A 24880-nucleotide genomic window follows, 5' to 3' on the forward strand; every position below is an offset into this window, starting at 1 on the left:
GGCCGGCACGCTCGCCGAGCACTCGATCGACAGGCGTTTCACCTGGTCAGAGCATCACTGGGCGACCATGGCCAACGGCTCATACCACACCCTTGGCGGCGCCCGTCGCACAACGGCGGAGCCCCTGTCAACAGGCCGCGCACCGAAGCCCACAGCCTGTGGATGAACCGGCCCCTCACACGCTGGTCATGCGACCCGTCGCGGTGGATCGCCCGTACGTGAGGCGGCGCAAGGCGGCCTCCGCGGGCCCTCTGCGCGGTGCCAGCAGCGCGGCGAGCGCCACGGTGACCAGCCACGTCACGACGGCGATCCCGGACGCCGCCGCGTCGCCGACGCGGGTGCCGAGCCCTCCCGCGTACGGCGCGAACACCGCCACGAAGATCACCGACTGGAGCAGGTAGCAGGTCAGCGACCACTGGCCACAGGCGGTCAGTGCCCGCACGACGAGCCCGGGGGAGCCGTGCCTGGACACCGTCCGGCCGACGAGGAGCCCGATGATCGCCGCGTACGCCAGCCCGCCCGCGATGCCCGTCACGCTGTGCAGCGCGTACGCCGACACCGCGACCAGGTCCGACGGCTCCCAGAGCCGGGTGTCCACCAGCATCAGCGGCAGCCCTCCGACCACGGCCGGCACGGTGCCCAGGGTGGCGACGCGTACGAGCAGGGGCCGGTGCGCGGCAGGCTCCTCCAGCAGGCGGCGCCGCGCCGCCCAGATGCCGAACAGGAACGCGGGCACCACGCTGGCCGCGAAGTACGTGGGCGTCATCCCGGACCACCCGATGAGCCGCATCACCAGCGCCTCGATCGGGTCGGCCATCGCCGCGGGCGTGTCGCCCTTGGGCGCCGAGATCGTGAGCAGCCCGAAGCCGGCCAGCACCACGACATGCAGCACGACCCCGACGACGCCCGCCCGCAGCACCGCCCGGTCGGCACGCCGGACGAATCCGACGAGCACGAGCCCGATCAGCCCGTAGGCCCCGAGGATGTCCCCGAAGAACAGCAGCAGCGCGTGGCAGAACCCGAACACGAGCAACCACAGGCTCCGCCGCCGCAGCACCGCGCGCACCTGCGGCCAGCTCTTGCCCGTGGCCAGTTGCCGGTCGGCGAGCTGCACCAGGCCGTAGCCGAACAGGGCGGCGAACATGGGCAGCGCCCGCCCGTCCACCAGCAGGATCTGCACCCCGGCGACCAGCCGGTCGAGCACGCCGCCGTCGAGGGCGTACCCACGGAATCCGGCCGCGTGACCCGACAGGTACATGTGCGCGTGCGCCAGGGCGATGAGCAGCAGCATCAGCCCGCGCGAGAGATCGGGCGCGAGCGCCCGCCGGGCGATGGGAGTGGCCCCCTGCACGGGAGCCGGTGGAGCGATGGACATGGCTGTCCCCTTGAATGTAGATACACGACTGTAGCTAATCTCCACGGTAAAATACACCCGCGTAGCTAAACAAGGGGCGGGTATGGACGACCACAACTCCCGGACACGCCGGCGGGGCGAGGAACTGATCAAGGCCATCCACGACGCCGCGCTCGAAGAGGTGGTGGAGGTCGGCGCGGGCCGGCTCACCATGGACGGCATCGCCCGGCGCGCGGCCACCCCCCGCAGCACCCTGTACCGCCGCTGGTCGGACCCGATCGAGGTGCTGCTCGACGCGCTCTACCACCAGCACCCGGTCGAGGAGCCCACGCCAGGGGCCACCGACCTGCGCGGCGACCTCCTCCGCTCCCTGCGGCTCATGGTGGAGTGGGCCTTCAGCCCGGCCGGCCGGGCCGTCTCGGCCATCCTCACCGACCCGAAGAGCGTCGCGCTGATGTCCGAGGCCCTGTTCGAGCGGGTCTTCGCCGGCCGCGGCGGCACGTTCACCCGCACAGTGCTGCAGTACTACGCCGACCGCGGCCACTTCCCCGCCGCCCGGCTCACCCCGGTCGTCACCGACATCGGCGAGGCCCTGGTCACCAAGCACCTGCTCGACGCCGGAACACCACCGAGCGAGGAGTACCTCGCGGCGATCGTCGACCAGGCGATCCTGCCCGCGCTCGGCCTCGGCCCAGCCCCTGGACACGATCCCGGGCGTGGTTGAATCGCGCCATGGCTGTGGATCGTGAGCGAAGTGTCGTGTTCGGCGAGGCGGTCGGCCTGTACGAGTCGGCCAGGCCCGGCTACCCCGACCGGCTCGTCACCGACGTCCTCGGCTACGCCCCGGCCGGCCCGGCGCTGGAGGCAGGAGCGGGAACGGGCAAGGCCACGGCCGCCTTCGCCGCCCACGGCGTGGACCTGACCTGCGTCGAGCCCGACGCGCGCATGGCGGCGGCACTCTCGGCGAAGTGCCCCGGCGTGCGGGTGGAGATCGGGATCTTCGAGGACTACGTCCCCGACCGGCCCTTCGCCCTGCTGTACTCGGCCCAGGCCTGGCACTGGGTGGACCCCGAGCGCCGCTGGGACCTCGCGCACGCGGCGCTGGCCCCGTCGGGTGCGCTCGCGCTCTTCTGGAACCACTACCTGGTCACCGACCCCGGCCTGCGGGCCGCCCTCGCCGAGGTGGACCACCGCCACGGCGTGTCCAGCTCCAGCCTGCACCAGGAGACGCCGATCAGGAACGAGGAGGCCCAGCACCTGCTGGCCGGCGACCCGCGCTTCACCGACCTCGACGAGCGCCTCTACTCGTGGACGCAGTGGTATGACGCGGACCGCTACCTCGACCTGGTCCGCACCATCTCCGCCTATCGGATCCTCCCTCCCGGCCGCCAGGAGCCGGCGCTGCGGGAGCTGGCCGCGCTGCTGGGCGACGGCGTGGAGATGACCTTCGTCACCGACCTCACCCTCGCTCGGCGAGCGCCGGGGACGACGGCACAATGATCGGAAGAATGGCGCCGCAATAGCGTTCGGACGACCAATCCGCGACCCCGGCATCCACGCATGTGGGCCCAGCCGCAGCGGGGTCCCTCGGCCCGGCCGTAGTGGAAGCAGCCGAAGTAGCCGCCCGGGCACTCCAGGCCGCGGCACTCGTCAGATTCGCCTTCCGATGGCCGAATCTTCGTCAACCACGAAGCGGGCGCCCTGGACCGCCGGTTGCCTGATCGTGCCGCCTGCCCCTATCTTGGACCAGTCGTTCCAAGATAGGGAGAGGCCGGATGCCCGACATCAAGCACTTCGATCCCGACGTCGCGCTGGACCAGGTCGTACGCCTGTTCTGGGAGCGCGGCGCCGAGGTCACCGGCATCGCCGACGTCGTGCAGGCCACCGGCCTGAGCCGGTCCAGCCTGTACGCGACCTTCGGCGGCAAGGAACGGCTGCAGGCCGCCGCCCTGCACCGCTACCTGGAGCGGCAGTCCCGGCCGGTGTTCGCCGCACTGGCCGCCGACGGTCGCGGCCTGCCCGCCGTCACCGCCTTCTTCGAGCGGCTGGTGGCGGCGCGCTGCACCGGCGAGCACGCCCGCTGGGGCTGCCTGGTCACCAACACCCACACCGGCCCCGCCCGCACGATCCCCGAGATCCGGCAGGTTCTGGACGCCCACCACGCCGAGCTGCGGGCGGCCATGCGTGCCGCGCTGGAGGCCGCGCGGGATCGCGGCCAGGTGCGGCCGGGGCTGGAGCCGCGGGGCTGCGCCGAGACGCTGGCGCTGCTGGCCTACGGGGTGAACCTGCGCTCCCGGGCCGGCGCCGACGCCGGCGACCTGCTGGCGGGCGTGCGCGCCGTACTGGATGGTTTCACTCGCACAGAGGAGAGATGATGATCGATTTCCGTGTGTACGACGAGAGCGACGCCCCCGAGGCGGCCCGCCCGATGCTGGAGGCGGCCAAGAGGCGCATGGGCTTCGTGACCACCCTGAACGGCGTGATGGCCGAATCCCCCGAGCTGCTGGCCGGCTACAACGCGCTGGCCGAGCAGTTCGGCAGGTCCTCGCTGCCGGGGCCGGCCAAGCACGTCGTGTGGATCACCGCCAGCGTGGAGAACGCATGCGAGTACTGCGTGGCCGCGCACTCCACCCTGGCGTTGCGCGCCCGCGTGCCCGCCGAGGTGGTCGGCGCCCTGCGGGCGGGCGAGCCGCTCTCCGACCCCGCGCTGGAGGCCGCCCGGCGGCTCACGCAGGTGATGGTCGCCCGGCGCGGCTGGGTGGACGACGCCGAGGTCGAGGCGTTCCTCGCCGCGGGCTACACGCGCCGCCACGTGCTGGACCTCGTGCTCGGCGTCGGCATGAAGACGCTGTCGAACTACACCAACCACCTCGCCCACACCCCGCTGGACCCGGCCTGGCAGGGCCAGGAATGGACTCAGAGCGACGGCGCGGCGTCCTTCACGCTCACCTGATGGCCGACGTCCTCGTCCTCGGCCGCGGCCAGCACCGCCTCCAGCAGCCCGGGGAAGCGCACCCGCAGCTCCTGCCGTCGTAAGGTCACGAAGCAGCGGGTGCCCTCCTGCCGGGTACGGGTCAGCCCGGCATCGCGCAGCACCCGCAGATGATGGCTGAGCGTGGACTTGGCCACCGGCGCCCTCAGCTCGCCCCAGCCGCGCTCACGGCCGTCGGCCAGCACCCGCACCACTCCGACCCTGATCGGATCGCTGAGGGCGGCCATCACCCCGGTCAGGGTGAACTCGCCCGCTTCGGGGTGATGCGCCTGTCTCATCCCCCCATGGTAGCTTGTTCGATGTTTCACGAACGTCGAACAAAGAGGGATCCGCCATGACCGCCAACCGACTGCAGGACCAGGTCGCGATCGTGACCGGCGCGGGATCCGGGATCGGCTGCGCCACCGCGCTCGCCTTCGCCCGCGCCGGAGCCCGCGTGCTCGCCGTGGGCCGCCGAGCCGAGGCCCTGCGGCAGACCGCCGCCCGGCACCCCGGCATCGCCGTCCTCCCGGCCGACATCACCGGCGACGGCACCCCACAGGCGGTGATCGACGCGGCGACCGACCGCTGGGGCCGCCTCGACGTACTGGTCAACAACGCCGGCGCCACCACCGTCATGCCGCTGGCCGAGACCGACGGCCGGCGCGTCGCCGACCTGCTGGCCCTCAACGTCACCGCGCCCAGCCTGCTCGCCAGGGCCGCGCTGCCGCACCTGCGCGCCGGTCGCGGCACGATCGTGAACGTCTCCAGCACGTACGGCCACCGCCCGCTCCCCGGCGCCGCCCACTACGCCGCCTCCAAGGCCGCCCTCGAACAGCTGACCCGCAGCTGGGCCCTGGAGCTGGCCGCCGACGGCGTCCGTGTCAACGCGCTGGCCCCCGGCCCCACCGAGAGCGAGGCACTGACAGCCGCCGGCCTGCCCGACGACGTCGTCGAGCAGATCAAGCAGGACGAGGCCGACAGCATCCCCATGGGACGTCGCGGCACCCCCGAGGAGGTGGCCGCCTGGATCGTCCACCTCGCCGACCCCGCCTCGACCTGGATCACCGGCCAGGTCCTCACCATCGACGGCGGCCTGGAACTCACCTGAGGGCCCCGCACCGCTACAGGGGGCCGCGGCTCCCCTGATGCTCGCGCAGGAACGCGACGATCATGCCGGTGACCTCGGCCGGCCGTTCCATGCTCGCCAGGTGACTCGCCCACGGCAGCTCCACGTGACGGGCGGCGGGCAGGACGGCGGCGGTGTCCCGGAAGTCGGCCGCGTCGTGCGCGCCCGAGACGGCGAGACACGGCATCGTGACGGCCGCCAGATCGACCTCGGGCTTGACCGGCCCGACGACTCCTTCGGCCAGCTGCAGCTCGTAGGCGCGTACCTGCATCTCGTGCACCGCCCGCTTGGCGTCCTCGCCCGCGTCCGGCCCCAGCCAGCGATCGACCATCAGCTGTGCGGCTCCGGCCAGATCGCCCGCCTCGACCAGCGCGTCCTCGCGCGCCCCCAGGGCACGCACCTCATCGCTCGGCTCGCGCCCGGGCAGGGCGGCCGACAGCAGCACCAGCGCCGCCACCCGGTCAGGATGACTCGCGGCGACCTCCAACGCGACCTTCCCGCCGTAGGAGGAGCCGACCAGCGAGACCTGCCCGATGCCCAGGCTGTCCAGGAGCGCCAGCACATCACCGGTGTTGCTGTACGGCTCCGCGGGCAGCGGGCTCTGCCCGAAGCCACGCAGGTCACAGCGGATCACCCGGAAACCGGCATCGATCAGGGGCTGCCACTGGGGGTCCCACATCCGCCTGTCGCACACCCCGGCGTGCAGGAGAAGTACAGCCGGCCCGTCGCCGCCGACGTCATGAGAGATTGTCATCCGGCAGACACTACTGGGTACGCCGAAAGAACCGGTCAAGCCCTGGGCACACAGTCCGGGACCTCGTCCCGCAGGCCCAGCCGCCCCTCGTAGATGGCCACCTTGTGGGTGATCAGCGCGAGGCACTCGTCGAGCTCGTGCATCTGGGCGAGCACCCGTTCCCGGTGCTCGCGCAGCACCCTGAGCCGTTCCACCTCGTTGCCCTGGCCCGCTCTGACGAGCTCGGTGTAGCGCCGGATGTCGGTCAGGGGCATGCCGGAGGCTCGCAGCCGCATGCACACGCCCAGCCAGTCGACGTCTCCTTCGCTGTAGACGCGGTGCCCTGCGCTTCCCCGCCGTACCGGCTGGGCCAGCAGCCCCTCCCGCTCGTAGAACCGGAGCGTGTGCACGCTGAGCCCCGTGCGTTCGGCGACCTGGCCGATGCTCATACCCGACATGTGGCCAGTTTGACTTAGAGTCGGCTCTAGCTTCTAGGGTCCGGAGCATGAGATATCGCATCCTCGGCGGCACCGGGATCGAGGTCAGCACCCACTGCCTCGGCACCATGATGTTCGGCTCGGCCGGCAACCCCGACCACGATGACAGCATCCGCGTCATCCACGCCGCCCTCGACCACGGCATCAACTTCGTCGACACCGCCGACATGTACTCGGCGGGCGAGTCCGAGGAGATCGTGGGCAAGGCGTTGCAGGGCCGGCGGGACGAGGTGGTGCTGTCGACCAAGGTGCACTTCCCGATGGGGGAGGGCCCCAACAGGAGCGGCAACTCGCGGCGCTGGATCGTGCGCGAGGTCGAGGCGAGCCTCAAGCGGCTGCGTACCGACTGGATCGACCTCTACCAGATTCACCGCCCCGACCACCGGACCGACATCGAGGAGACCCTCTCCGCCCTGACCGACCTGGTACGGCAGGGCAAGATCCGGGCCTTCGGCAGCTCGGCCTTCCCCGCGCACGAGACGGTCGAGGCCTACCACGTGGCCCGGCAGCGCGGCCTGTACCGCTTCCGCACCGAGCAGCCCCCGTACAACATCCTGGCCCGCGGCATCGAGGGCGACGTCCTGCCCACCGCGCAGCGGCTCGGCATGGGCGTGCTCACCTACAGCCCGCTGGGCTGGGGGTTCCTGACCGGCCGCTACCGCAAGGGGCAGCAGGTCGACCTCTCACAGGGCCGCGCCGCACGCGCCCCGGAGCGGTTCGACCCGGCCATCCCGGTCAACGCGGCCAAGCTGGAGGTCGTCGAGGAGCTGGTGAAGCTGGCGGACGAGCTCGGCTGCACCCTGCCGTCGCTGGCCGTCGCCTTCGCCGCCGCGCACCCGGCGGTCACCTCGGTCATCCTCGGCCCGCGCACGATGGAGCAGCTCGAGGGCCTGCTGAAGGGCTCCTCGCTGGTGCTCGACGACGCCGTGCTGGACCGGATCGACGAGCTCGTGCCGCCCGGCACCAACGTCTACCACCCCGTCGGCCTGTGGAGCCCCGCACCCCTGACCGACCCCGCCCTGCGCCGCCGCCCGCTCGGCGACCGCGCCGCGAGCTGACGGAAGCGGGGGATCGCGCGCCCAGACTCCACACCCGGATGGTCCTGTCCAGGCCGCTGGAGATGACAACGGGGGTTCCGTCGCTGCGCTTGCCCACGGCCAGCGCCTCGACGCGACCCGTGTGACCCTTCAGGGGCTTGCCGATGGGCGTACCGAGGGCAGGTGCCTCCGCCCGCGACACGGCCCCCTCGGCTGCGGCGAGCTGCTGGGCGGGTGCCTGTGCCGCCCTTCCTTCCGTCAGATGCGGCGGCCCCACGAGCAGCGACGCCCCCGTTGCGAGCGCCAACGCTCCCGCCCTGGCCCGCAAGGTCCGGCTTCCCATGCCCACCCCCCTGCGATCCTGATCTTCAACTGCCGACACCCTGGCCTCCCGACCCACCGCACGAAACGCGCAGGCCGGGTGAACTCTTCGTATGGACATGCTCGAACAGCGGTTGGATCGGGCGGCCCACGGAGATCTACGCAGCACAGCGCACTGTGATCACCTGCCAGGGGAGCCAGGATCTCGGGGGGGCACGATGAGTGACTTTCCACCGTCCGCGTTCATCCGTAGTGCACCGTCCGACCCCGGACGAGCCCGCGGGCCGCGCTCCATCGCACTCACCTTCATCATCGCCATGGGATGCAGTGCGGGCCTTGGCTTCTCCGCCGGTCTGGCTGTACGCCCGGATCGCCCGGCCACCAGTGCTCAACCTGTCGTGAACGCGCCGGCCCCGCGCGCGGCCTTGGCCTCGCCCTCTCCACGCCCGGTCGCGAAAGCGCCGCCGGCCACGTCGAAGCCGTCACCGACCACCCGGGCCAAGCGTTTCGTCCCGCGGAGGAAACGTGTGCCTGTCCACAGGCCGACCGTGACCGTCAAGGAGCGTCCATACGCCGCACCGCCGCAGGTGCGCGAACGTCAGGACACGGGCGCCGCTCGCAAGCGGTGCATCAGCAGTACACCGGGACAGCGGTGTCATCGGCCCGTGCCCAGCTGGCTCCATGGATATCCACACTTCGAGCGAGGGTGAGATGGTCGGAGCTGGTCACGCAAGCAAAAAGCCACCCTTGGACATCAAGAGTGGCTACTTTAGCTGGTCATGCTGTGTGGGGCTACCAGGACTTGAACCTGGGACCTCTTCCTTATCAGGGAAGCGCTCTAACCGACTGAGCTATAGCCCCGCTCGCATCCCGAACGTTATCGCATCCGCCTCACGGAGGCGAACCGGTTGTTCGGGACGAGAAAAGCTTACAACCTCCGGCAGGCTGCTCGCGCCGTCCGCATGCCCCGTACGGCGCGAGCTCCGCCCTTACTCGGCCTCGCTGAAGGTCACCTCGACGCCGCCCACCAGGTCGGAGGCGATGTTGTAGATGACCGCCCCCAACGTGGAAAGAGCCGTGATCAGTACGACGTTCACCGCCCCGATCAGGGCCGTGTAGCCGAGGATCCGCACGGGCTCGAACCAGGAGGCGATGTCGATCGGGATCGAGCTCTGCCCCTGCTCGCCCTGGCCGAGCTGGTTGACCAGCTCCACGATCGAGTCGAAGACGCCCAGGGCCGACAGCACGCCGTACAGGACGGCCACCGCCACGAACAGCACCACGAAGCAGACCAGGGAGACCACGAAGCTGAACTTCATGGCCGACCACGGCTCGACGCGGCGCAGGACCAGGTGGGCCTTGCGAGGCAGCCGGCCCCCGGACGAGCCGGACCCCTTCTTCTTGTTGGACAGCTCAAGGGCCGGCGGGGCCTCGGTGGCCAGCGACGGGCGCAGGCGGACCGTCTCGTTGCCCTCCGACTGCGGCTGTGCCCCCTGCGGCGGCACGGGTGGGCCCTGGGGCCCGGACGGGCCGTGAGGGCCCGGCGGTCCGGGCGGGCCCGGCTGCGGCGAAGGCTTGTTGTCCTCCTTGGCGGGCATGGGCCTGCCCTGCGCGGGCGAGGTGTTGTCCTGCCCTTCCTCGACCGCGTCGAACATCTCGGTCTCTGCGGGCTTCTTCGGCTGCTGTCCGTTACCCGAAGCCGCCTTGGTCCTGGCGGGACCACCCTGGGCGCTCATGAGCTACTCTCCTCCCCCGTCTTCCTCATTCTCCACCGAAGTCTCCATGGACTCGGCGTTGCGGGCGAGGGCCACCACGCTGTCGCCTTCAGCGAGATTCATCAATCGCACTCCCATGGTCTGGCGGCCGGACTGCTTGATCTCTCCGGCACTCGTCCGGATCACCCCGCCGGCGGACGTGATCGCGAAAACCTCGTCCTCTGGGTTGACCATGACGGCTCCGACCAGCTTGCCACGGGAAGATACGATCTTCGCAGTCAGCACGCCTCTACCGCCACGTCCTTGAACTGGATACTGCTCCACTGGCGTCCGTTTTGCGTACCCAGCCTTCGTGGCGATAAGCACATCTTGACCGTCTGCGATGCGATTCATGGCAAGAAGTTCGTCACCTTCGAGGAACCTCATGCCGATAACACCGCTGGTCGCCCGTCCCATGGGACGTAGCGCCTCGTCAGAGGCGGTGAAGCGGATCGACTGCGCGCCCTTCGAGACGAGCAGCAGGTCGTCTTCTTCGGAGACCAACCGGGCTCCGATGACTTCGTCGTCGTCCCGCAGGTTGATCGCGATCAGACCGCCGGACCTGGGGGAGTCGTACTCGGACAGCCGGGTCTTCTTGACCAGGCCGCTGCGCGTGGCGAGGACGAGATAGGGAGCGACGTTGTAGTCGCGTAGGTCGAGAACCTCCATGACTGTTTCGTCGGGCTGCATGGCAAGAAGGTTCGCGAGATGCATGCCCCGGGCGTCGCGACCCGCGTCGGGCAGCTCGTACGCCTTGACCCGGTACACCCGGCCCTTGTTCGTGAAGAACAGCAGCCAGTGGTGCGTCGTGGTGACGAAGAAGTGGTCGACGATGTCGTCCTGGCGGAGCTGAGCACCGCGCACGCCCTTGCCGCCGCGCTTCTGCGCCCGGTAGAGGTCGGTACGGGTGCGCTTGGCGTAGCCACCACGCGTGATGGTGACGACGATCTCCTCCTCGGCGATGAGGTCCTCGATCGACATGTCACCGTCGTAGGCGATGATCTCGGTCTGCCGGCCGTCACCGTAGCGGTGGACGATCTCGGCCAGCTCCTCGTTGATGATCTCGCGCTGCCGGCTCTCGCTGGCCAGGATCGAGTTGTACTCGGCGATCTGCGTCATCAGCGAGTCGTACTCGTCCTGGATGGCCTGCCGCTCCAGGGCGGCCAGCTTGCGCAGCTGCATGTCGAGGATGGCCTGCGCCTGCACCTCGTCGATCTCCAGCAGCGCCATGAGGCCCTGCTGGGCGGCGGAGGCGGATTCGGAGGCCCGGATGAGGGCGATGACGTCGTCGAGCCGCTCCAGGGCCTTCAGCAGCGCGCGCAGGATGTGCGCCCGCTCCTCGGCCTTGCGCAGCAGGTAACGCGTCCGGCGGACGATGACCTCGATCTGGTGGGCCACGTAGTGCCGGATGAACTGGTCGAGCCGCAGCGTCCGCGGCACGCCGTCCACCAGTGCCAGCATGTTGGCGCCGAAGGTGTCCTGGAGCTGGGTGTGCTTGTACAGGTTGTTCAGCACGACCTTGGCGACCGCGTCGCGCTTGAGCACGATGACCAGGCGCTGCCCCACCCGCGAGGAGCTCTCGTCACGTACGTCGGCGATGCCGGTGAGCTTGCCCTCACGCACCAGCTCGGCGATCTTCAGCGCCAGGTTGTCGGGGTTGACCTGGTACGGCAGCTCGGTGACGACCAGCGCCTGCCGGCCCTTCTCCTCCTCGACCTCGACCACGGCCCGCATGGTGATCGAGCCGCGGCCGGTGCGGTAGGCGTCCTCGATGCCCCGGCGGCCCACGATGAGCGCCTTGGTGGGGAAGTCGGGGCCCTTGACCAGCCTGATCGAGGCTTCGAGCAGGTCCTCGTCGCCGGCCTCCGGATTCTCCAGCGCCCACTTGACCGCCGCGGCGACCTCGCGCAGGTTGTGCGGCGGGATGTTGGTGGCCATGCCGACGGCGATGCCGCCCGAGCCGTTGACCAGCAACTGCGGGAAGCGCGCCGGCAGGACGTCGGGCTCCTGCGACTTGCCGTCGTAGTTGGGGCGGAAGTCGACGGTCTCCTTGTCGATGTCCCGCAGCATCTCCATGGCGATGGGCGCGAGCTTGCACTCGGTGTAGCGCATCGCCGCCGCCGGGTCGTTGCCGGGCGAGCCGAAGTTGCCCTGCCCGTCGACCAGCGGATACCGCAGCGACCACGGCTGCGCCAGGCGTACCAGCGCGTCGTAGATGGAGGTGTCGCCGTGCGGGTGGTAGCTGCCCATCACGTCACCGACGACGCGCGCGCACTTGAAGTAGCCGCGGTCGGGACGGTAGCCACCGTCGTACATCGCGTAGAGCACGCGCCGGTGCACCGGCTTGAGGCCGTCGCGCACGTCCGGCAGCGCCCTGGACACGATGACCGACATCGCGTAGTCCATGTAGCTGCGCTGCATCTCGGACTGGATGTCCACAGGCTCGATGCGGTCAGCCGGGGGAGTGGTGTTCACGTCCGTCACAGGTGTTGGTCCTTCTTAAACGTCGAGGAAGCGAACGTCGCGCGCGTTACGGATGATGAAGTCGCGCCGCGCCTCCACGTCTTCCCCCATCAGCACGCTGAACAGGTCGTCGGCCTGCGCGGCGTCATCGAGCGTGACCAGGCGCAGCAGCCGGGTCGCCGGGTTCATCGTGGTCTCCCAGAGCTGGCCGGCGTTCATCTCGCCCAGCCCCTTGAAGCGTTGTACGTTGTCGCGCGGCCGCGGGTCGGGCTTGCCGTTGGAGATGCCCTCGGCGATCACCGCGTCGCGCTCGCTGTCGGAGTAGGCGTAGGAGGCGTCCTCGCCCTTGCGGTCCCACTTGATCTTGTACAACGGCGGGCACGACAGGTAGACGTGACCGGCCTCGATCAGCGGCCGCATGAACCTGAACAGCAGCGTCAGCAGCAGCGTGTTGATGTGCTGGCCGTCGACGTCGGCGTCGGCCATGAGGATGACCTTGTGGTAGCGCAGCTTGGCGATGTCGAACTCGTCGTGCACGCCGGTGCCGAGCGCCGTGATCAGGGCCTGGACCTCGTTGTTCTTGAGGACCTTGTCGATCCGCGCCTTCTCGACGTTGAGGATCTTGCCGCGGATGGGCAGGATCGCCTGGAAGCGCGAGTCGCGGCCGCCCTTGGCCGAGCCGCCTGCCGAGTCGCCCTCGACGATGAACAGCTCGCACTTCTCCGGGTCGTTCCACTGGCAGTCGGCCAGCTTGCCCGGCAGCCCGCTGCCGGCCTCCAGCAGCGACTTGCGCCTGGTCAGGTCGCGCGCCTGGCGCGCGGCGATGCGGGCGCGAGAGGCCTGCAGGGACTTGTTGATGATGTCCTTGGCCTCGCCGGGGTTGCGCTCGAACCAGTCGCGCAGGTGGTCGTTGCAGGCCTTCTGCACGAACGACTTCGCCTCGGTGTTGCCGAGCTTGGTCTTCGTCTGCCCCTCGAACTGCGGGTCGGACAGCTTGACCGAGATGATCGCGGTCAGCCCCTCGCGGACGTCCTCACCGCTGAGGTTGTCGTCCTTGCCCTCCTTGAGGAACTTCTGCTCGCGCGCGTAGCGGTTGACGATCGACGTCAGCGCCGCGCGGAAGCCCTCCTCGTGAGTGCCGCCCTCGGCCGTGTTGATGACGTTGGCGAAGCTGTAGACGGACTCCGAGTAGGAGTTGTTCCACTGCATGGCGATGTCGACGGCGAGCCCGTCGCTCTCCTCCTCGAAGGAGATGATCGACGCGTGCGCCGGCTCCTTCTTGGCGTTGAGGTGCTGCACGAAGTCGGACAGACCGCCCTCGTAGTGGTAGGTGACGGTGTGCGGCTCGCCGTTGATGTGGTCGGGACGCTCGTCGGTCAGAGTGATCGTCAGGCCCTTGTTGAGGAAGGCCATCTCCTGAAAGCGCCGCGAGAGCGTCTCGTAGTTCCACGTCGTGGTCTCGAAGACGTCGGGGTCGGCCCAGAACGTGACCGTGGTGCCCGTCTCGTCGGTCTCCTCGCCCTTGGCCAGGGGGGCCGTGGGCTTGGACATCTCGTAGCGCTGGCGCCAGAAGTGGCCGTTCTGCTTGACCTCCACCTCCATGGCGGTGGACAGCGCGTTGACGACGGCCGAGCCGACGCCGTGCAGACCGCCCGAGACCGCGTAGGACTGGCTGTCGAACTTGCCGCCCGCGTGCAGCGTGGTCAGCACGACCTCGACGGCCGAGCGCTTCTCCACCGGGTGGATGCCGGTGGGGATGCCGCGCCCGTTGTCGACCACCCGCACGCCGTTGTCGGCGAGCAGGGTCACGTGAATGCTGTCGGCGTAACCGGCCAGCGCCTCGTCCACCGCGTTGTCGACGATCTCTTGCACGAGGTGGTGCAGACCGCGCTCACCGGTGGAGCCGATATACATACCCGGGCGCTTGCGAACCGCCTCAAGCCCTTCGAGTACGGTGATTGAGCTAGCGTCGTAGGACAACTGCGAAATCCTCCTGCCGCGGACACGCGGCGGGGGAGGCGACTAACTAGCGAAGCTGCCCCTGCCGTGCCCGTCACCGTCGTGAGTGCCCCGATGCGCGGTCACCCAGGGGAGTCGGCTTGCTGCCGGGGTGACACGCAAGCGGACGTGTCCGGAATCCTTTTTCATTCTACCGCTTCCGGAGGGCCAAGGTGGCAATGAACGCGCCTGTGATGCCCTCTAGCTCGTTTGGCCCCCAGGCAAGCATCCCCCCTCCGGAAAGGGGGCTTATCGCGTCTGCGGCGGTCTGATCGCCCCGAGCGCCTTTCCGCCGCCGCTGTGGACGCCCCCTGTGGACGGCCGCTACCCGTACGTGTCACGGGGGCCCCGCCTTCCGGTCACCCGCAATCCCCCTGATGGACGCGGAGCGTTCTGCGGGCCTCTGACCTTGACCTTTGTCACGGTGCCGTCGCCGAGCTCCTCGTTGAGCCTGCGTACGAGGGTGCGGGCGAGCAGCCGGACCTGCGTCGCCCACGCCGTCGAGTCGGCGGCGATCAGCACCTCGCCGTCGTCGAACGACTCGGGCTTGGTGTGGGCGGCCAGGTCAGGGCCCACGATCTCGACCCAGCGGCCGAACACCGCGCCCACCTTCGCCGGGCGCTCCCAGCCGCGATCGGCCAGCAGATCGGCGATCGCGCGACCGAAAAGCTGGGGATCGCCGCCGTCCCTGCGTGGCCCTCCCGCCTTCCGCCTGGGCTCGCGCCGGGGGAGCTGGCCGCGCTTGGCGGCGTCGGCCTTGGCCTGGGCGAGCTTCTCCCGTGCCATGGCCACACCCCTGGCCGTCGCGTTCTCGCCCCCAGCGGCCGCCGAAGGACCCTTCGCGGGCGCCCCCGGCCCGCGGCCCGCCGCGGACCCGTCACCGGCGGCGGACCCGCCATGGGCTTGAGGCCCGCCACCGGCCGCCCCGCCGCCCACACCCTGTGGACCGCCGCCCGACGCCCCGGGCCCGCCCTGCCCGGCCCCTTGCGCCCGCGCCCCGGCCCCTTGCGCCCGCGCTCCATCCGCCTGGCCCTGTGCTCCGGCCGCCTGGTCCTGTGCCGCGGTCGTCCCCACCTGTGGACGACGACCGTCCGCCGCCGCGCCGGGCCGAGGACGACCGCCCGTGGATCCGGCCCGCGGCCGTCCAGCGGAAGCCGCGCCCTGTGGATAACCGGCGCCCCCCGGTGGGAAACCGCGCGCGTCATCAGCGGACACGGGTCACACTCCCCTCGGCGACGTCGAACCTGCCTCCCGCCAACTCCTGCGGCACGTCGTCCGGAACGGCGGCCGTGATCAGCACCTGCTCGGCCGGAGCCACCATCTCCGCGAGCCGCCGCCGGCGCTGGCTGTCGAGCTCGGCGAACACGTCGTCGAGGATCAGCACGGGGTCACCCCCGTCGGCCCTCAGCAGGTCGTACGCCGCCAACCGCAGCGCCAGCGCGAACGACCAGGACTCGCCGTGGCTGGCGTAACCCCGGGCGGGCAGCTCGCCCAGCCCCAGAACCAGATCGTCGCGGTGCGGGCCGACGAGCGTGACGCCCCGTTCGAGCTCCGACGGGCGGACCTCCACTAGCCGCTCCCGCAGACGTTCTTCAAGGGTTTTCCCCAAGTCTGTGGATAACGTCTGTGTATCGAAAGATCCCCGCTCACCGGGGACTTCGCCCTCCGGACCCCCCTCACCGGGATCCCCACCTGTGGACAACGTGCTGCGGTAGGCCAGCGTCGCCGGAGCGCTCGACGGGGCGAGCGCGGCGTACGATCCGGCCACCAGCGGGCGCAGCGCCTCGATGAGCTCCAGCCGCCCCCGCAACAGCTCCGCGCCGTGCCGGGCGAGATGGGCGTCCCACACCTCCAGCGTGCTCAGCACGTCGCCCGCGCCGGCCGCGGCGAACCCGGTGTCCCCCTCCTGCCGCCGGGGGCTCCTGCTGCCCCTGCGGGCCTGCGCGGCCGTACGCAGCAGGGCGCCGCGCTGCTTCAGCACCCGGTCGTAGTCGGCGCGAACCCCGGCGAACCTCGGGGCCCTGGCCACCAGCAGGTCGTCGAGGAAGCGACGGCGCTCGGACGGATCGCCCTTGGACAGCGCCAGGTCCTCCGGGGCGAACAGCACCGTACGCAGCAGGCCGACGGCGTCACGGGCCCTGGAGACGGGCGAGCGGTTGAGCCTGGCGCGGTTGGCCCGCCCCGGGTTGATCTCCAGCTCGATCAGCGCCCGCCGATCGTCCCTGTGGACGGCGCAGCGCACGATCGCCCGGGCGGCTCCCTGCCGCACCAGCGGCGCGTCGCTGGCCACCCGGTGGCTGGAGTGCGTCGCGACGTAGCCGAGGGCCTCGACCAGGTTGGTCTTGCCCTGGCCGTTGGGCCCCACGAACGCCGTGACGCCCGGCTCCAGGCCGAGCTCCACGGACGCGTAGGACCGGAAGTCGGTCAGCGAGAGGTGGGCGACATGCACCCCACGAGGTTAGTGCGCCTCACGGGCCACCGGGGTCACCGGCATACGTTCTTGTGGAAAACCCTGGTGTTGTGGATAACTCCAGGGATCAGGCTCAGCGCTCGGCCTCGCGCGGCGGCGTCACGTCCGCGCCGGGGGAGTCGGCGCCCTTGCCGGTGCTGCCCTCCGTCGAGGTGATCGCGTGGCCGCCGAACTGGTTGCGCAGCGCCGCCACGACCTTCATCGCGGGGGAGTCGTCCTGCCGGGAGGCGAACCTGGCGTACAGCGCGGCGGTGATGACCGGCAGCGGCACCGCGTGGTCCACAGCCGCCTGCACCGTCCACCGGCCCTCGCCGGAGTCCTGTGCGTAACCGCGGAGCTGCTCGAGGTGCTCGTCGTCGTCGAGCGCCCGCACCATCAGGTCCAGCAGCCAGGAGCGGATCACGGTGCCGGTGCGCCAGCTGCTGAAGGAGCCCTTGACGTCCTTGACGACGTCGGAGGCCTCAAGGAGCTCCCAGCCCTCGGCGAAGGCCTGCATCATGCCGTACTCGATGCCGTTGTGGACCATCTTCGCGAAGTGCCCGGCGCCGACGTCGCCCGCGTGCACGAAGCCGTCCTCGCCCTCGGGCTTGAGCGTCTCGAAGATCGGCATGAGCCGGTCGACGTGCTCCTTGTCGCCGCCGCACATGAGCGCGTAGCCGTTCTGCAGGCCCCACACGCCGCCGCTGACGCCGCAGTCGACGAAGCCGATGCCCTTCTCGGCCAGCTCGGCGGCGTGCTTCTGGTCGTCGACGTAGTGGGAGTTGCCGCCGTCGATGACGATGTCGCCCTCGCTGAGCAGCTCGCCCAGGTCGTCGACAGTGGTCTGCGTGGGTTTGCCGGCGGGGACCATGACCCAGACGGCGCGCGGCGCCTGCAGGCGTTCGGCCAGCTCCTTGAGGCTGGCGACGTCGCTGATCGCCGGGTCGCGGTCGTAACCGACGACCTCATGACCGCCGCGGCGCAGCCGTTCGGCCATGTTGCCGCCCATCTTGCCCAGTCCGACCATGCCGATCTGCATGATGTACCCCCTTGTCAGACTTCCATCATCTCCGATGACAGGTTCAGCCTGACAGTCGGATGGGCATGATCAGGTAGCGGTAGTCCGTTACGGCACCGTCCTGCACAGGCTTGCCACCGGTGAGGATAGCGGGCTTCGTGGACGTGGTCATCTGGAGCCTCGCCACGTCGGAGTCGATGGCGCCCAGCCCTTCCAGCAGGAACTGGTGGTTGAAGGCGATGTTCATCTCCTCGCCCTCGTAGTCGACCGGCAGCGCCTCGACGGCCTGCGCCTCGTCGCCACTGCCGGCCTCCAGCACGACCTCGCCGCTCTTGAACGCCAGCCGTACCGGGGTGTTGCGCTCGGCGACCAGGGCCACGCGCTTGACGGCCTCGACGAACGGGCCTGTGGACAGGTCGGCGCGGGCGGAGAACTCGGTGGGCAGCAGCGAGCGGTACTTCGGGAACTCGGGGTCGAGCAGGCGCGTCGTGGTGCGCCGTCCCGCGCTGGAGAAGCCGATCATGCCCTCGCCGGTGCCGCCGGCGGAGCTGAGCGCGATCTCCACCTCGGCGCCCGTCGCGCCGAGCGCCTTGGCGGTGTCGGCGAGCGTCTTGCCCGGGATCATCGCGATGGCGGCGAAGTCGGGCTGGCCCGGCTGCCACTTCAGCTCGCGAACGGCCAGCCGGTAGCGGTCGGTCGCGGCCAGGGTGACCGTGTCGCCCTCGATCTCCATCCGCACGCCCGTCAGCATCGGCAGCGTGTCGTCGCGGCCAGCGGCGACGGCGACCTGGCCGACGGCGGAGGCGAACACGTCGCTGCCCACGCGGCCAGCAGCCGGCGGCATGGCGGGCAGGCTCGGGTAGTCCTCCACAGGCATGGTCAGCAGGGTGAACCGCGCGCTGCCGCACGTGACGACGGCCTTGGCGCCGTCCACCACGAAGTCCACAGGCTGTGCGGGAAGCGCGCGCGTGATCTCGGCGAGCAGCTTGCCCGAGACCAGGACCACACCGGGCTCGCCTGTGTGCAGCTCCAGCGTCACCTCAGCGGAGACCTCGTAGTCGAAGCCGGAGAGCTTGAGCTGCTGCGCCTCCGTGACCTCCAGACGCATGCCGGCGAGAACGGGCACCGACGGGCGCGCCGGGAGGCTGCGTGCCGTCCATGCCACCGCCTCAGCGAGGACGTCTCGCTCGATTCGGAACATCACGGTGATCAGCCTCCTGGGTTCGTCGTTGATTGAAGGATCTCAAGGATCCACCCTCCCGGACTTGCGCTCCGGGAGAACCCCTCTATGGGTCTTTGAGTTTCTTAGTTAGAGAGATAGGAAGTCATCACACTAGGGGCTGTGGAAACTGTGGACAACCGGCGTCTTGGCTGCTCAGGGCCCGTATTTTCATCCACTGCCGCTGTGGGTGACGCCTGGGGAGAACTTCGGCGCCTGGGGATGGAGATTCTTCGCCCACAGGCCGTCCCCAGATCATGGTCCCGTCATCCACGGTGAGACGGCAGTTATCCACGAGGTTTCCACAGGTTATCCACCGGGTAGAAGGGGCCCTTTTGGAGCTCCAGATCCGTTGTTCACAGTCTGTCCACACGTTGTCCACTGGTAGTCCCCAAGTTCCCCACAGGATGTCCCCACCTTTGTCCCCAACCCATGTGGACGGATTTTTCCCAGCATTGTCGGGCGAACGGCGGGTGAATTTCTGTGTTTCCGCTGGTCCACAGTGTTTTCCACAGGCTGTGTATGAACTCAAGATCCACGCTGTGTCTGCTTGATCCGCATTGTCAGCTCGTTGACCTGGTTGTACATCGACCTGCGCTCCGCGATGAGCGACCGGATCTTCCGCTCGGCGTGCATGACGGTGGTGTGGTCGCGGCCGCCGAACTGTTGGCCGATCTTCGGCAGCGACAGCTCGGTCAGCTCGCGCGCCAGGTACATGGCGATCTGCCGGGCGTTGACGAGCGCCCGGCTGCGTGAGGTGCCGCACAGGTCGTCGATGCTGATGCCGAAGTACTGTGCGGTCTCGCTCATGATGGCCGCGATGGTGATCTCGGTGTCCGACTCCGAGGTGATCAGGTCCTTCAGCACCACCTCGGCGAGCTGCAGGTCCACACCCTGCCGGTTGAGGCTGGCGAACGCGGTGACCCTGATCAGCGCGCCCTCCAGCTCCCGGATGTTGGTGGAGATGCGGCTGGCGATGTACTCGAGCACCTCGGGCGGCGCGGCCAGGCCCTCCTGGATGGCCTTCTTCCTGAGGATGGCGATCCGGGTCTCCAGCTCGGGCGGCTGGACGTCGGTGATCAGGCCCCACTCGAACCGGTTGCGCAGCCGGTCCTCCAGCGTGATGAGCTGCTTGGGCGCCCGGTCGCTGGAGATGACGATCTGCTTGTTGGCGTTGTGCAGGGTGTTGAAGGTGTGGAAGAACTCCTCCTGCGTCTGCTCCTTGCCCTCCAGGAACTGGATGTCGTCCACGAGCAGGATGTCGATCGCCCGGTAGCGGCCGCGGAAGCCGTCGGCCTTGTGGTCGCGGATGCTGTTGATGAAGTCGTTGGTGAACTCCTCGGAGCTCACGTATCTGACCCGCGCCCCGTCGTACAGGCTCTGGGCGTAATGCCCGATCGCGTGCAGCAGGTGTGTCTTCCCCAGCCCCGAGTCGCCGTAGATGAAGAGCGGGTTGTACGCCTTCGCGGGGGATTCGGCCACCGCCACGGCCGCCGCGTGGGCGAAACGGTTGCTGGCGCCGATGACGAATGTCTCGAATGTGTACTTCTGATTAAGCCTGGCCGGTTCGCTGGGCTTGTTGCTCTTCGCCTCCCACCGGTTCGGAGCCGGCTCCGGCGACTTCTCCACAGGCGGTGTGTACGGCTGGGCCTGTTCAAAAGAGAAGCCCTGCTGTGGATATTCGGTGGATATCTGGGGCTGCTCCGGCTGTGGAGAATAGAACTGCGGAGGCTCCGAAGCCTGGTTGTGCTGCGGTTGCACGGGCTGTGCATAACGCAGCTGACTCTCCACACCCTGGGGATAACTTTGAGTCACAGGCTGTTGATGAGTGTCGACGGCAGGCTGCTCGGGGGCCGTGGTGTCGATCATCACGGCCACCCGCATGGTCCGGCCGAGCTCCTGGGAGAGCGCGTGGGTCACCAGCGGGCGCAGCTTGTTGCTCTCGATGAGGTCCTTGAGGAAGTCGTTGGGGACGCCGAGCACGATCGTGTCGTCGGCCAGGGCGATCGGGCGCACCATCGACAGCCAGGTGCGCTGCTGGATGGGCACGTTCTCGTTGAGGAAGTTGCCCAGGGCCCTCGCCCATACCGTGCCGAGGTCGACACCGTTCATGGTGCGGCTCCCCCTCCTCCCTCTCGCGGCCCCCCGCGATCGTTATCCACATGGCTCGGGTCGCCCATGTCGATCGGCGACCCTTCGTCCACACGTGGGGGCAGGGCTTCCCGCCCTCGTCCTCCACAGGTGATCCACACGCTGTCCACAGGGCTTGAGCGGGCCTGGAAGGGCCGACAGTATCTTTGTGCACAGCTGTGTTCAAGCGTTGTCCACAGCCTAGTGGCACCAGAGTGCACATCTTGTGGACGTGGGGCCCCCGGTGGAAAAGTGGCCTGTGGATTAGTGGACAACCCGTCTGGTTTGACCTGGACGGTGCTTGGCCCGTAACGTACGACGGTCGGCTTGTCACGCGACGGCTATTTCGCGTGCCCTCGTAAACTGGCAGGCCATCCATGTGTCTTAAGCGCCTTCGTGGCGCACCACCAAGCCTGGAGCCCACCCGTGAGCAAGCGTACTTTCCAGCCGAACAACCGTCGCCGCGCGAAGACCCACGGCTTCCGGCTGCGGATGCGCACCCGGGCCGGTCGCGCCATCCTCGCCTCTCGTCGCCGCAAGGGCCGCGAGAAGCTGTCGGCCTGATCGTCCCGCGCGACTACAGCCCGCCGGCGGATCACGCCGGCGGGCGTTAGACGTATACGGTGCTGTCCCGTCAATCCCGCATGCGACGCGGGGAGGAGTTCGAGGCGGCGGTCAAGCGCGGTAAGCGCGCGGGCCGCCCGACCCTTGTGGTGCATTTCACCCTTTCTGGGGAAGAGCCGCCTCTCGTGGGATTTGTGGTGAGCAAGGCCGTCGGGGGCGCGGTGACCCGAAACAAGGTCAAACGACGGCTCCGACACCTGATGCGGGACCGTCTCCATCGGCTGCCGCGAGGTAGCCTGCTTGTGGTACGCGCCAACCCACCGGCCGCGTCCGCGCGATTCGAGCACCTGGCCGCCGAACTCGATCTCGCGCTGGATCGTTTGCTCAGGCGGCGCGAGTCCTCGACGGGTGGACAGAAATGACGGAGCAACCGCAAGGGGTAGTGCCGGGCATCGCAGCCCGCGCGCTCATCATCCCCATTCGGTTCTATCGGGCGTTCATCAGCCCGCTGCTCGGTCCACGCTGCCGGTTCTACCCGTCATGCAGTGCCTATGGACTCGAAGCGATTGCCGTGCACGGGGCATTGCGCGGCGTATGGCTGACTGTCCGGCGCATCGGGCGGTGCCACCCATTCCATCCCGGAGGTATAGACCCGGTGCCCCCACGCCCGGTCCGGTCCCACGAAACGCAAGGGAGATAGCTCGGTGGAGCTGTCCTGGCTGAGCTGGCTGTACCAAGCCGTAGCCCAAGTCATCATCTGGATCCATTCTGCATACAGCACGGTCCTCAACCCGGACAGCGGGCTGACCTGGGCGTTGACGATCATCACGCTGACCGTGTTCATGCGGATCCTGATCTTCCCGCTCTTCCTGAAGCAGATGCGCTCGTCGCGGAAGATGCAGGAGCTCGCCCCCAAGGTTCAAGAGCTGCGCAAGCGTTACAAGAACGACAAGCAGCGCATGAACCAGGAGGTCATGGCGCTCTACCAGGGCGCGGGCGCCAACCCGCTCGGCGGCTGCCTGCCCGTCCTCGCGCAGTTCCCCATCTTCATCTCCATGTTCACGGTGCTGCAGAACATGGCGAACGGGCACGCGAAGTACGGCATGACCCAGGAGCTGGTCGACAGCGCGCGGAAGGCGCACATCTTCGGCGCTCCGCTGCCCGCCAACTTCTTCATGTCGGCCGAGGACCTCGCCGGCTTCGGCGCGGGCAACGTACAGACCAAGGTGGTCCTGGGCATCTTCGTCGCGGTCAGCTCGCTGACCACGTTCCTCACCGTCCGGCAGAGCGTCACCCGCTCCATGGCGCAGATGCCCGACAACCCCATGGCGCAGCAGCAGAAGATCCTGATGTACATCTCGCCGCTGTTCGCCTTCTTCAGCCTGAACTTCCCGCTCGGTCTGATCATGTACTGGGTCACCACCAACGTGTGGACCCTCGGTCAGCAGCACTGGTTCTACAGCCGGCACCCGATGCCGGAGTACGACGCCAAGGGCAACGTGGTCCCGGTCAAGCCCAAGCCCGGACTGATGGCCAAACTGCGGAAGACCACTCCGGAAGAAGAGGCCCCTCCGCCCCCGCCGGAGCCTAAGATCATTAGGCAGCAGCCGAGCAGGCAGTCACGCAGCAAGCGCACCGGCAGCAAGAAGTCTTGAACACGAAGGAGAGGCCGGCCATGACCGAGGCCGAGCAGGAGCAGGCTCCTGATCTCAGCGCGCTGGAGCAGGAAGGCGAGATCGCTGCCGACTACGTCGAGGGCCTTCTCGACATCGCCGACATCGACGGCGACATCGACATGGACGTCGAGGGCGACCGGGCCATGGTCTCCGTCGTCGGGCTGAAGAGCACGGAGCTGGTGGGGCCGGCGGGTGAGGTCCTCGAAGCGCTGCAGGAGCTGACCCGGCTGGCTGTGCACCGGCAGACGGGGGAGCGCTCGCGGCTGATGCTCGACGTGGCCGGCTACCGCGAGCGGCGCCGCGCGGAGCTGACCAAGCTCGGCACCGAGATCGCCGATCAGGTCCGGGAGCGCGGTGAGTCGAAGGCGCTGGAGCCGATGACCCCGTTCGAGCGCAAGATCGTCCATGACGCGGTGGCCGCCGCCGGGCTCCGTAGCGAGTCCGAGGGTGAGGAGCCGCAGCGGTACGTGGTGGTCCTGCCCGCCTGAGGCGCGTTCCACTTCGAACGGCCGTCTGCCCGCTGTCGCGCGTGGCAGGCGGCCGTTTTTGCTCGCAGGCGGGCGAAGGCGTGCCAACGGCGCGCTCACAGCTCTCCTTGACCCTGGCCCGCTAGTCTGCCTTTGTGATCTCACCCCGTAGCCTTGGGGGAGAGCGGGCTCCGGAACCAGCCGCAACCCGGCCGAAGCCCGCACCGGCGCGACACACCCAGAACCCCATACCGACCACAGCGAGCAAGGGCCGCCACGTCCCAGAAAGGGCCACCGAACCAGTGAGCCACGATGAGCTTCCTGAACCGCCTGAGATAGCGCGGGACGTCTTCACCGGGGAAGCTTGGGAGCGTGCCAACGCCTTCGCCGGGCTGCTGGCGGGCCCGGGTGTCGTCCGTGGGCTGCTGGGCCCGCGGGAGGTGCCGCGGATCTGGGATCGTCACCTGCTCAACTGCGCGGTGGTGGCCGAGGCGGTGCCGCCGGACGTGCGACTGGTGGACATCGGCTCGGGAGCGGGGCTGCCCGGTCTGGTCCTGGCCATTGTGCGGCAGGACATCACGGTTACGCTGTTGGAGCCGCTGCTGCGCCGTACCGTGTTCCTGGAGGAATGCGTTGAGGCGCTCAAGCTGGACAACGTCGAGGTGCTGCGCGGCCGGGCGGAGGAGCTGGCCGGCAAGCGCGAGTTCGACGTCGCCAGCGCCCGCGCGGTGGCGCCGCTCGACCGTCTCCTGACATGGGCGATGCCGCTGCTTCGCGAGGGCGGCGAGCTGATCGCCATGAAGGGGGAGCGGGCCGCCGACGAGCTCGCCGAGGCGGAGGCCCAATTGCGGGCCAGCGGGGCCCGAACGGCCGAGCTTGTGACCGTCGGGCACGGTAAGGTCGAGCCGCCTGCAACATTGGTTCGGGTGGTAGCGGGTCGCGCGCCGGAGCGAGCAAGGCCGCGACGGAGGAGGTGACGGTTGTGCCAGTCGCGATAAGCGGTCTGGGCTGGCCGGACAGCCGTCGGTCCGAGAGTCCCAACGGGGTTGGCTGGCCTGAAATGGGCGTGTCGCGACAGCAAACTCCCGGCACCGGCACAC

At 69.1% G+C, this 24880-nt stretch carries 24 protein-coding genes and 1 tRNA gene; 12 read left to right on the plus strand and 13 right to left on the minus strand.

The genetic code is table 11. The features are described from left to right. Positions 1–175: 175 nt before the first annotated feature. Positions 176–1375: a DUF418 domain-containing protein gene (locus HD597_RS51050; protein WP_253754719.1), complete on the minus strand. Its 1200-nt coding sequence runs from the start codon at positions 1373–1375 to the stop codon at positions 176–178. Between the two features lie 82 nt (positions 1376–1457). Between HD597_RS51050 and HD597_RS51055 the strand changes: the two genes are divergently transcribed. The 4 genes from HD597_RS51055 to HD597_RS51070 all read left to right on the plus strand — a co-directional run bounded on the left by HD597_RS51055 (position 1458) and on the right by HD597_RS51070 (position 4307). Beyond that, positions 1458–2078 (plus strand): TetR/AcrR family transcriptional regulator, encoded by a 621-nt coding sequence (locus tag HD597_RS51055; protein ID WP_253754720.1) that lies wholly within the window; start codon positions 1458–1460, stop codon positions 2076–2078. A gap of 8 nt (positions 2079–2086) precedes the next feature. Beyond that, positions 2087–2854: a class I SAM-dependent methyltransferase gene (locus HD597_RS51060; RefSeq protein WP_253754723.1), complete on the plus strand. Its 768-nt coding sequence runs from the start codon at positions 2087–2089 to the stop codon at positions 2852–2854. A 275-nt stretch (positions 2855–3129) separates the two neighbouring features. Beyond that, on the plus strand, positions 3130–3729 hold the full coding sequence (locus tag HD597_RS51065) for a TetR/AcrR family transcriptional regulator (RefSeq protein ID WP_253754725.1): 600 nt from the start codon (positions 3130–3132) through the stop codon (positions 3727–3729). Beyond that, positions 3729–4307 (plus strand): carboxymuconolactone decarboxylase family protein, encoded by a 579-nt coding sequence (locus HD597_RS51070; protein WP_253754727.1) that lies wholly within the window; start codon positions 3729–3731, stop codon positions 4305–4307. Before HD597_RS51065 ends, HD597_RS51070 begins: the two co-directional genes overlap by 1 nt. Here HD597_RS51070 and HD597_RS51075 read toward each other — a convergent pair. Further along, on the minus strand, positions 4271–4624 hold the full coding sequence (locus tag HD597_RS51075) for an ArsR/SmtB family transcription factor (RefSeq protein WP_253754729.1): 354 nt from the start codon (positions 4622–4624) through the stop codon (positions 4271–4273). The two genes, HD597_RS51070 and HD597_RS51075, sit on opposite strands and share 37 nt — an antisense overlap. Before the next feature lie 56 nt (positions 4625–4680). On the opposite strand from HD597_RS51075, the gene HD597_RS51080 reads away from it, so the two are divergent. Beyond that, positions 4681–5436, plus strand: coding sequence for an SDR family NAD(P)-dependent oxidoreductase (locus HD597_RS51080; RefSeq protein ID WP_253754731.1), 756 nt, complete (start codon positions 4681–4683; stop codon positions 5434–5436). Between the two features lie 13 nt (positions 5437–5449). Here the strand turns inward: HD597_RS51080 and HD597_RS51085 are convergent, their stop codons facing one another. After that, on the minus strand, positions 5450–6208 hold the full coding sequence (locus HD597_RS51085; protein WP_253754733.1) for an alpha/beta fold hydrolase: 759 nt from the start codon (positions 6206–6208) through the stop codon (positions 5450–5452). A 35-nt stretch (positions 6209–6243) separates the two neighbouring features. Continuing rightward, on the minus strand, positions 6244–6636 hold the full coding sequence (locus HD597_RS51090; protein WP_253759823.1) for a MerR family transcriptional regulator: 393 nt from the start codon (positions 6634–6636) through the stop codon (positions 6244–6246). A 56-nt stretch (positions 6637–6692) separates the two neighbouring features. Between HD597_RS51090 and HD597_RS51095 the strand changes: the two genes are divergently transcribed. After that, positions 6693–7742, plus strand: a complete 1050-nt coding sequence (locus HD597_RS51095) for an aldo/keto reductase (protein WP_253754735.1) — start codon at positions 6693–6695, stop codon at positions 7740–7742. A gap of 1087 nt (positions 7743–8829) precedes the next feature. On the opposite strand, the gene HD597_RS51100 is transcribed toward HD597_RS51095, so the two are convergent. From HD597_RS51100 to dnaA, 9 genes are all read right to left on the minus strand, one after another. Continuing rightward, positions 8830–8903, minus strand: a tRNA-Ile gene (locus HD597_RS51100). A 128-nt stretch (positions 8904–9031) separates the two neighbouring features. Next, a complete protein-coding gene (locus tag HD597_RS51105) occupies positions 9032–9778 on the minus strand; it encodes a DUF3566 domain-containing protein (RefSeq protein WP_253754737.1) in 747 nt (248 codons plus the stop codon). 3 nt (positions 9779–9781) lie between these two features. Then, complete coding sequence (gyrA, locus tag HD597_RS51110; protein ID WP_308210866.1) at positions 9782–12280, minus strand: DNA gyrase subunit A; 2499 nt, start codon at positions 12278–12280, stop codon at positions 9782–9784. A gap of 15 nt (positions 12281–12295) precedes the next feature. Then, a complete protein-coding gene (gene gyrB, locus HD597_RS51115) occupies positions 12296–14239 on the minus strand; it encodes a DNA topoisomerase (ATP-hydrolyzing) subunit B (protein WP_276083239.1) in 1944 nt (647 codons plus the stop codon). Between the two features lie 342 nt (positions 14240–14581). Beyond that, complete coding sequence (locus HD597_RS51120) at positions 14582–15043, minus strand: DciA family protein (RefSeq protein ID WP_253754739.1); 462 nt, start codon at positions 15041–15043, stop codon at positions 14582–14584. Between the two features lie 418 nt (positions 15044–15461). Further along, positions 15462–16706: a DNA replication/repair protein RecF gene (gene recF, locus HD597_RS51125; protein ID WP_253754741.1), complete on the minus strand. Its 1245-nt coding sequence runs from the start codon at positions 16704–16706 to the stop codon at positions 15462–15464. Positions 16707–16800: 94 nt separating this feature from the next. Continuing rightward, complete coding sequence (gene gnd, locus HD597_RS51130) at positions 16801–17745, minus strand: phosphogluconate dehydrogenase (NAD(+)-dependent, decarboxylating) (RefSeq protein WP_253754743.1); 945 nt, start codon at positions 17743–17745, stop codon at positions 16801–16803. A 43-nt stretch (positions 17746–17788) separates the two neighbouring features. After that, positions 17789–18928 carry a DNA polymerase III subunit beta gene (gene dnaN, locus HD597_RS51135; protein WP_253754745.1) on the minus strand — a complete coding sequence of 380 codons (1140 nt, stop codon included), beginning with the start codon at positions 18926–18928 and terminating at the stop codon, positions 17789–17791. Between the two features lie 543 nt (positions 18929–19471). Next, complete coding sequence (gene dnaA / locus HD597_RS51140) at positions 19472–21055, minus strand: chromosomal replication initiator protein DnaA (protein WP_253754747.1); 1584 nt, start codon at positions 21053–21055, stop codon at positions 19472–19474. A 444-nt stretch (positions 21056–21499) separates the two neighbouring features. Here dnaA and rpmH point away from each other — a divergent pair, with 444 nt between their 5' ends. The 6 genes from rpmH (at position 21500) to rsmG (ending at position 24757) form a co-directional block, all read left to right on the plus strand. Continuing rightward, on the plus strand, positions 21500–21637 hold the full coding sequence (gene rpmH, locus HD597_RS51145) for a 50S ribosomal protein L34 (RefSeq protein ID WP_020547366.1): 138 nt from the start codon (positions 21500–21502) through the stop codon (positions 21635–21637). Between the two features lie 59 nt (positions 21638–21696). Beyond that, complete coding sequence (gene rnpA, locus HD597_RS51150; protein ID WP_372513587.1) at positions 21697–22059, plus strand: ribonuclease P protein component; 363 nt, start codon at positions 21697–21699, stop codon at positions 22057–22059. Beyond that, positions 22056–22337 (plus strand): membrane protein insertion efficiency factor YidD, encoded by a 282-nt coding sequence (gene yidD / locus HD597_RS51155; RefSeq protein ID WP_253754751.1) that lies wholly within the window; start codon positions 22056–22058, stop codon positions 22335–22337. The genes rnpA and yidD overlap by 4 nt, the downstream gene beginning before the upstream one ends. 4 nt (positions 22338–22341) lie before the next feature. Continuing rightward, complete coding sequence (gene yidC, locus HD597_RS51160) at positions 22342–23292, plus strand: membrane protein insertase YidC (RefSeq protein ID WP_253754753.1); 951 nt, start codon at positions 22342–22344, stop codon at positions 23290–23292. A gap of 20 nt (positions 23293–23312) precedes the next feature. Then, complete coding sequence (locus HD597_RS51165; protein WP_253754755.1) at positions 23313–23801, plus strand: Jag family protein; 489 nt, start codon at positions 23313–23315, stop codon at positions 23799–23801. Positions 23802–24082: 281 nt separating this feature from the next. Continuing rightward, entirely contained in the window at positions 24083–24757 is a 675-nt protein-coding gene (gene rsmG / locus HD597_RS51170; protein ID WP_253754756.1) for a 16S rRNA (guanine(527)-N(7))-methyltransferase RsmG, read from the plus strand. The last annotated feature ends 123 nt before the right edge of the window (positions 24758–24880 follow it).

Origin of the sequence: Nonomuraea thailandensis (genome assembly GCF_024172165.1) — a bacterium.
GTDB classification, from domain to species: domain Bacteria; phylum Actinomycetota; class Actinomycetes; order Streptosporangiales; family Streptosporangiaceae; genus Nonomuraea; species Nonomuraea thailandensis.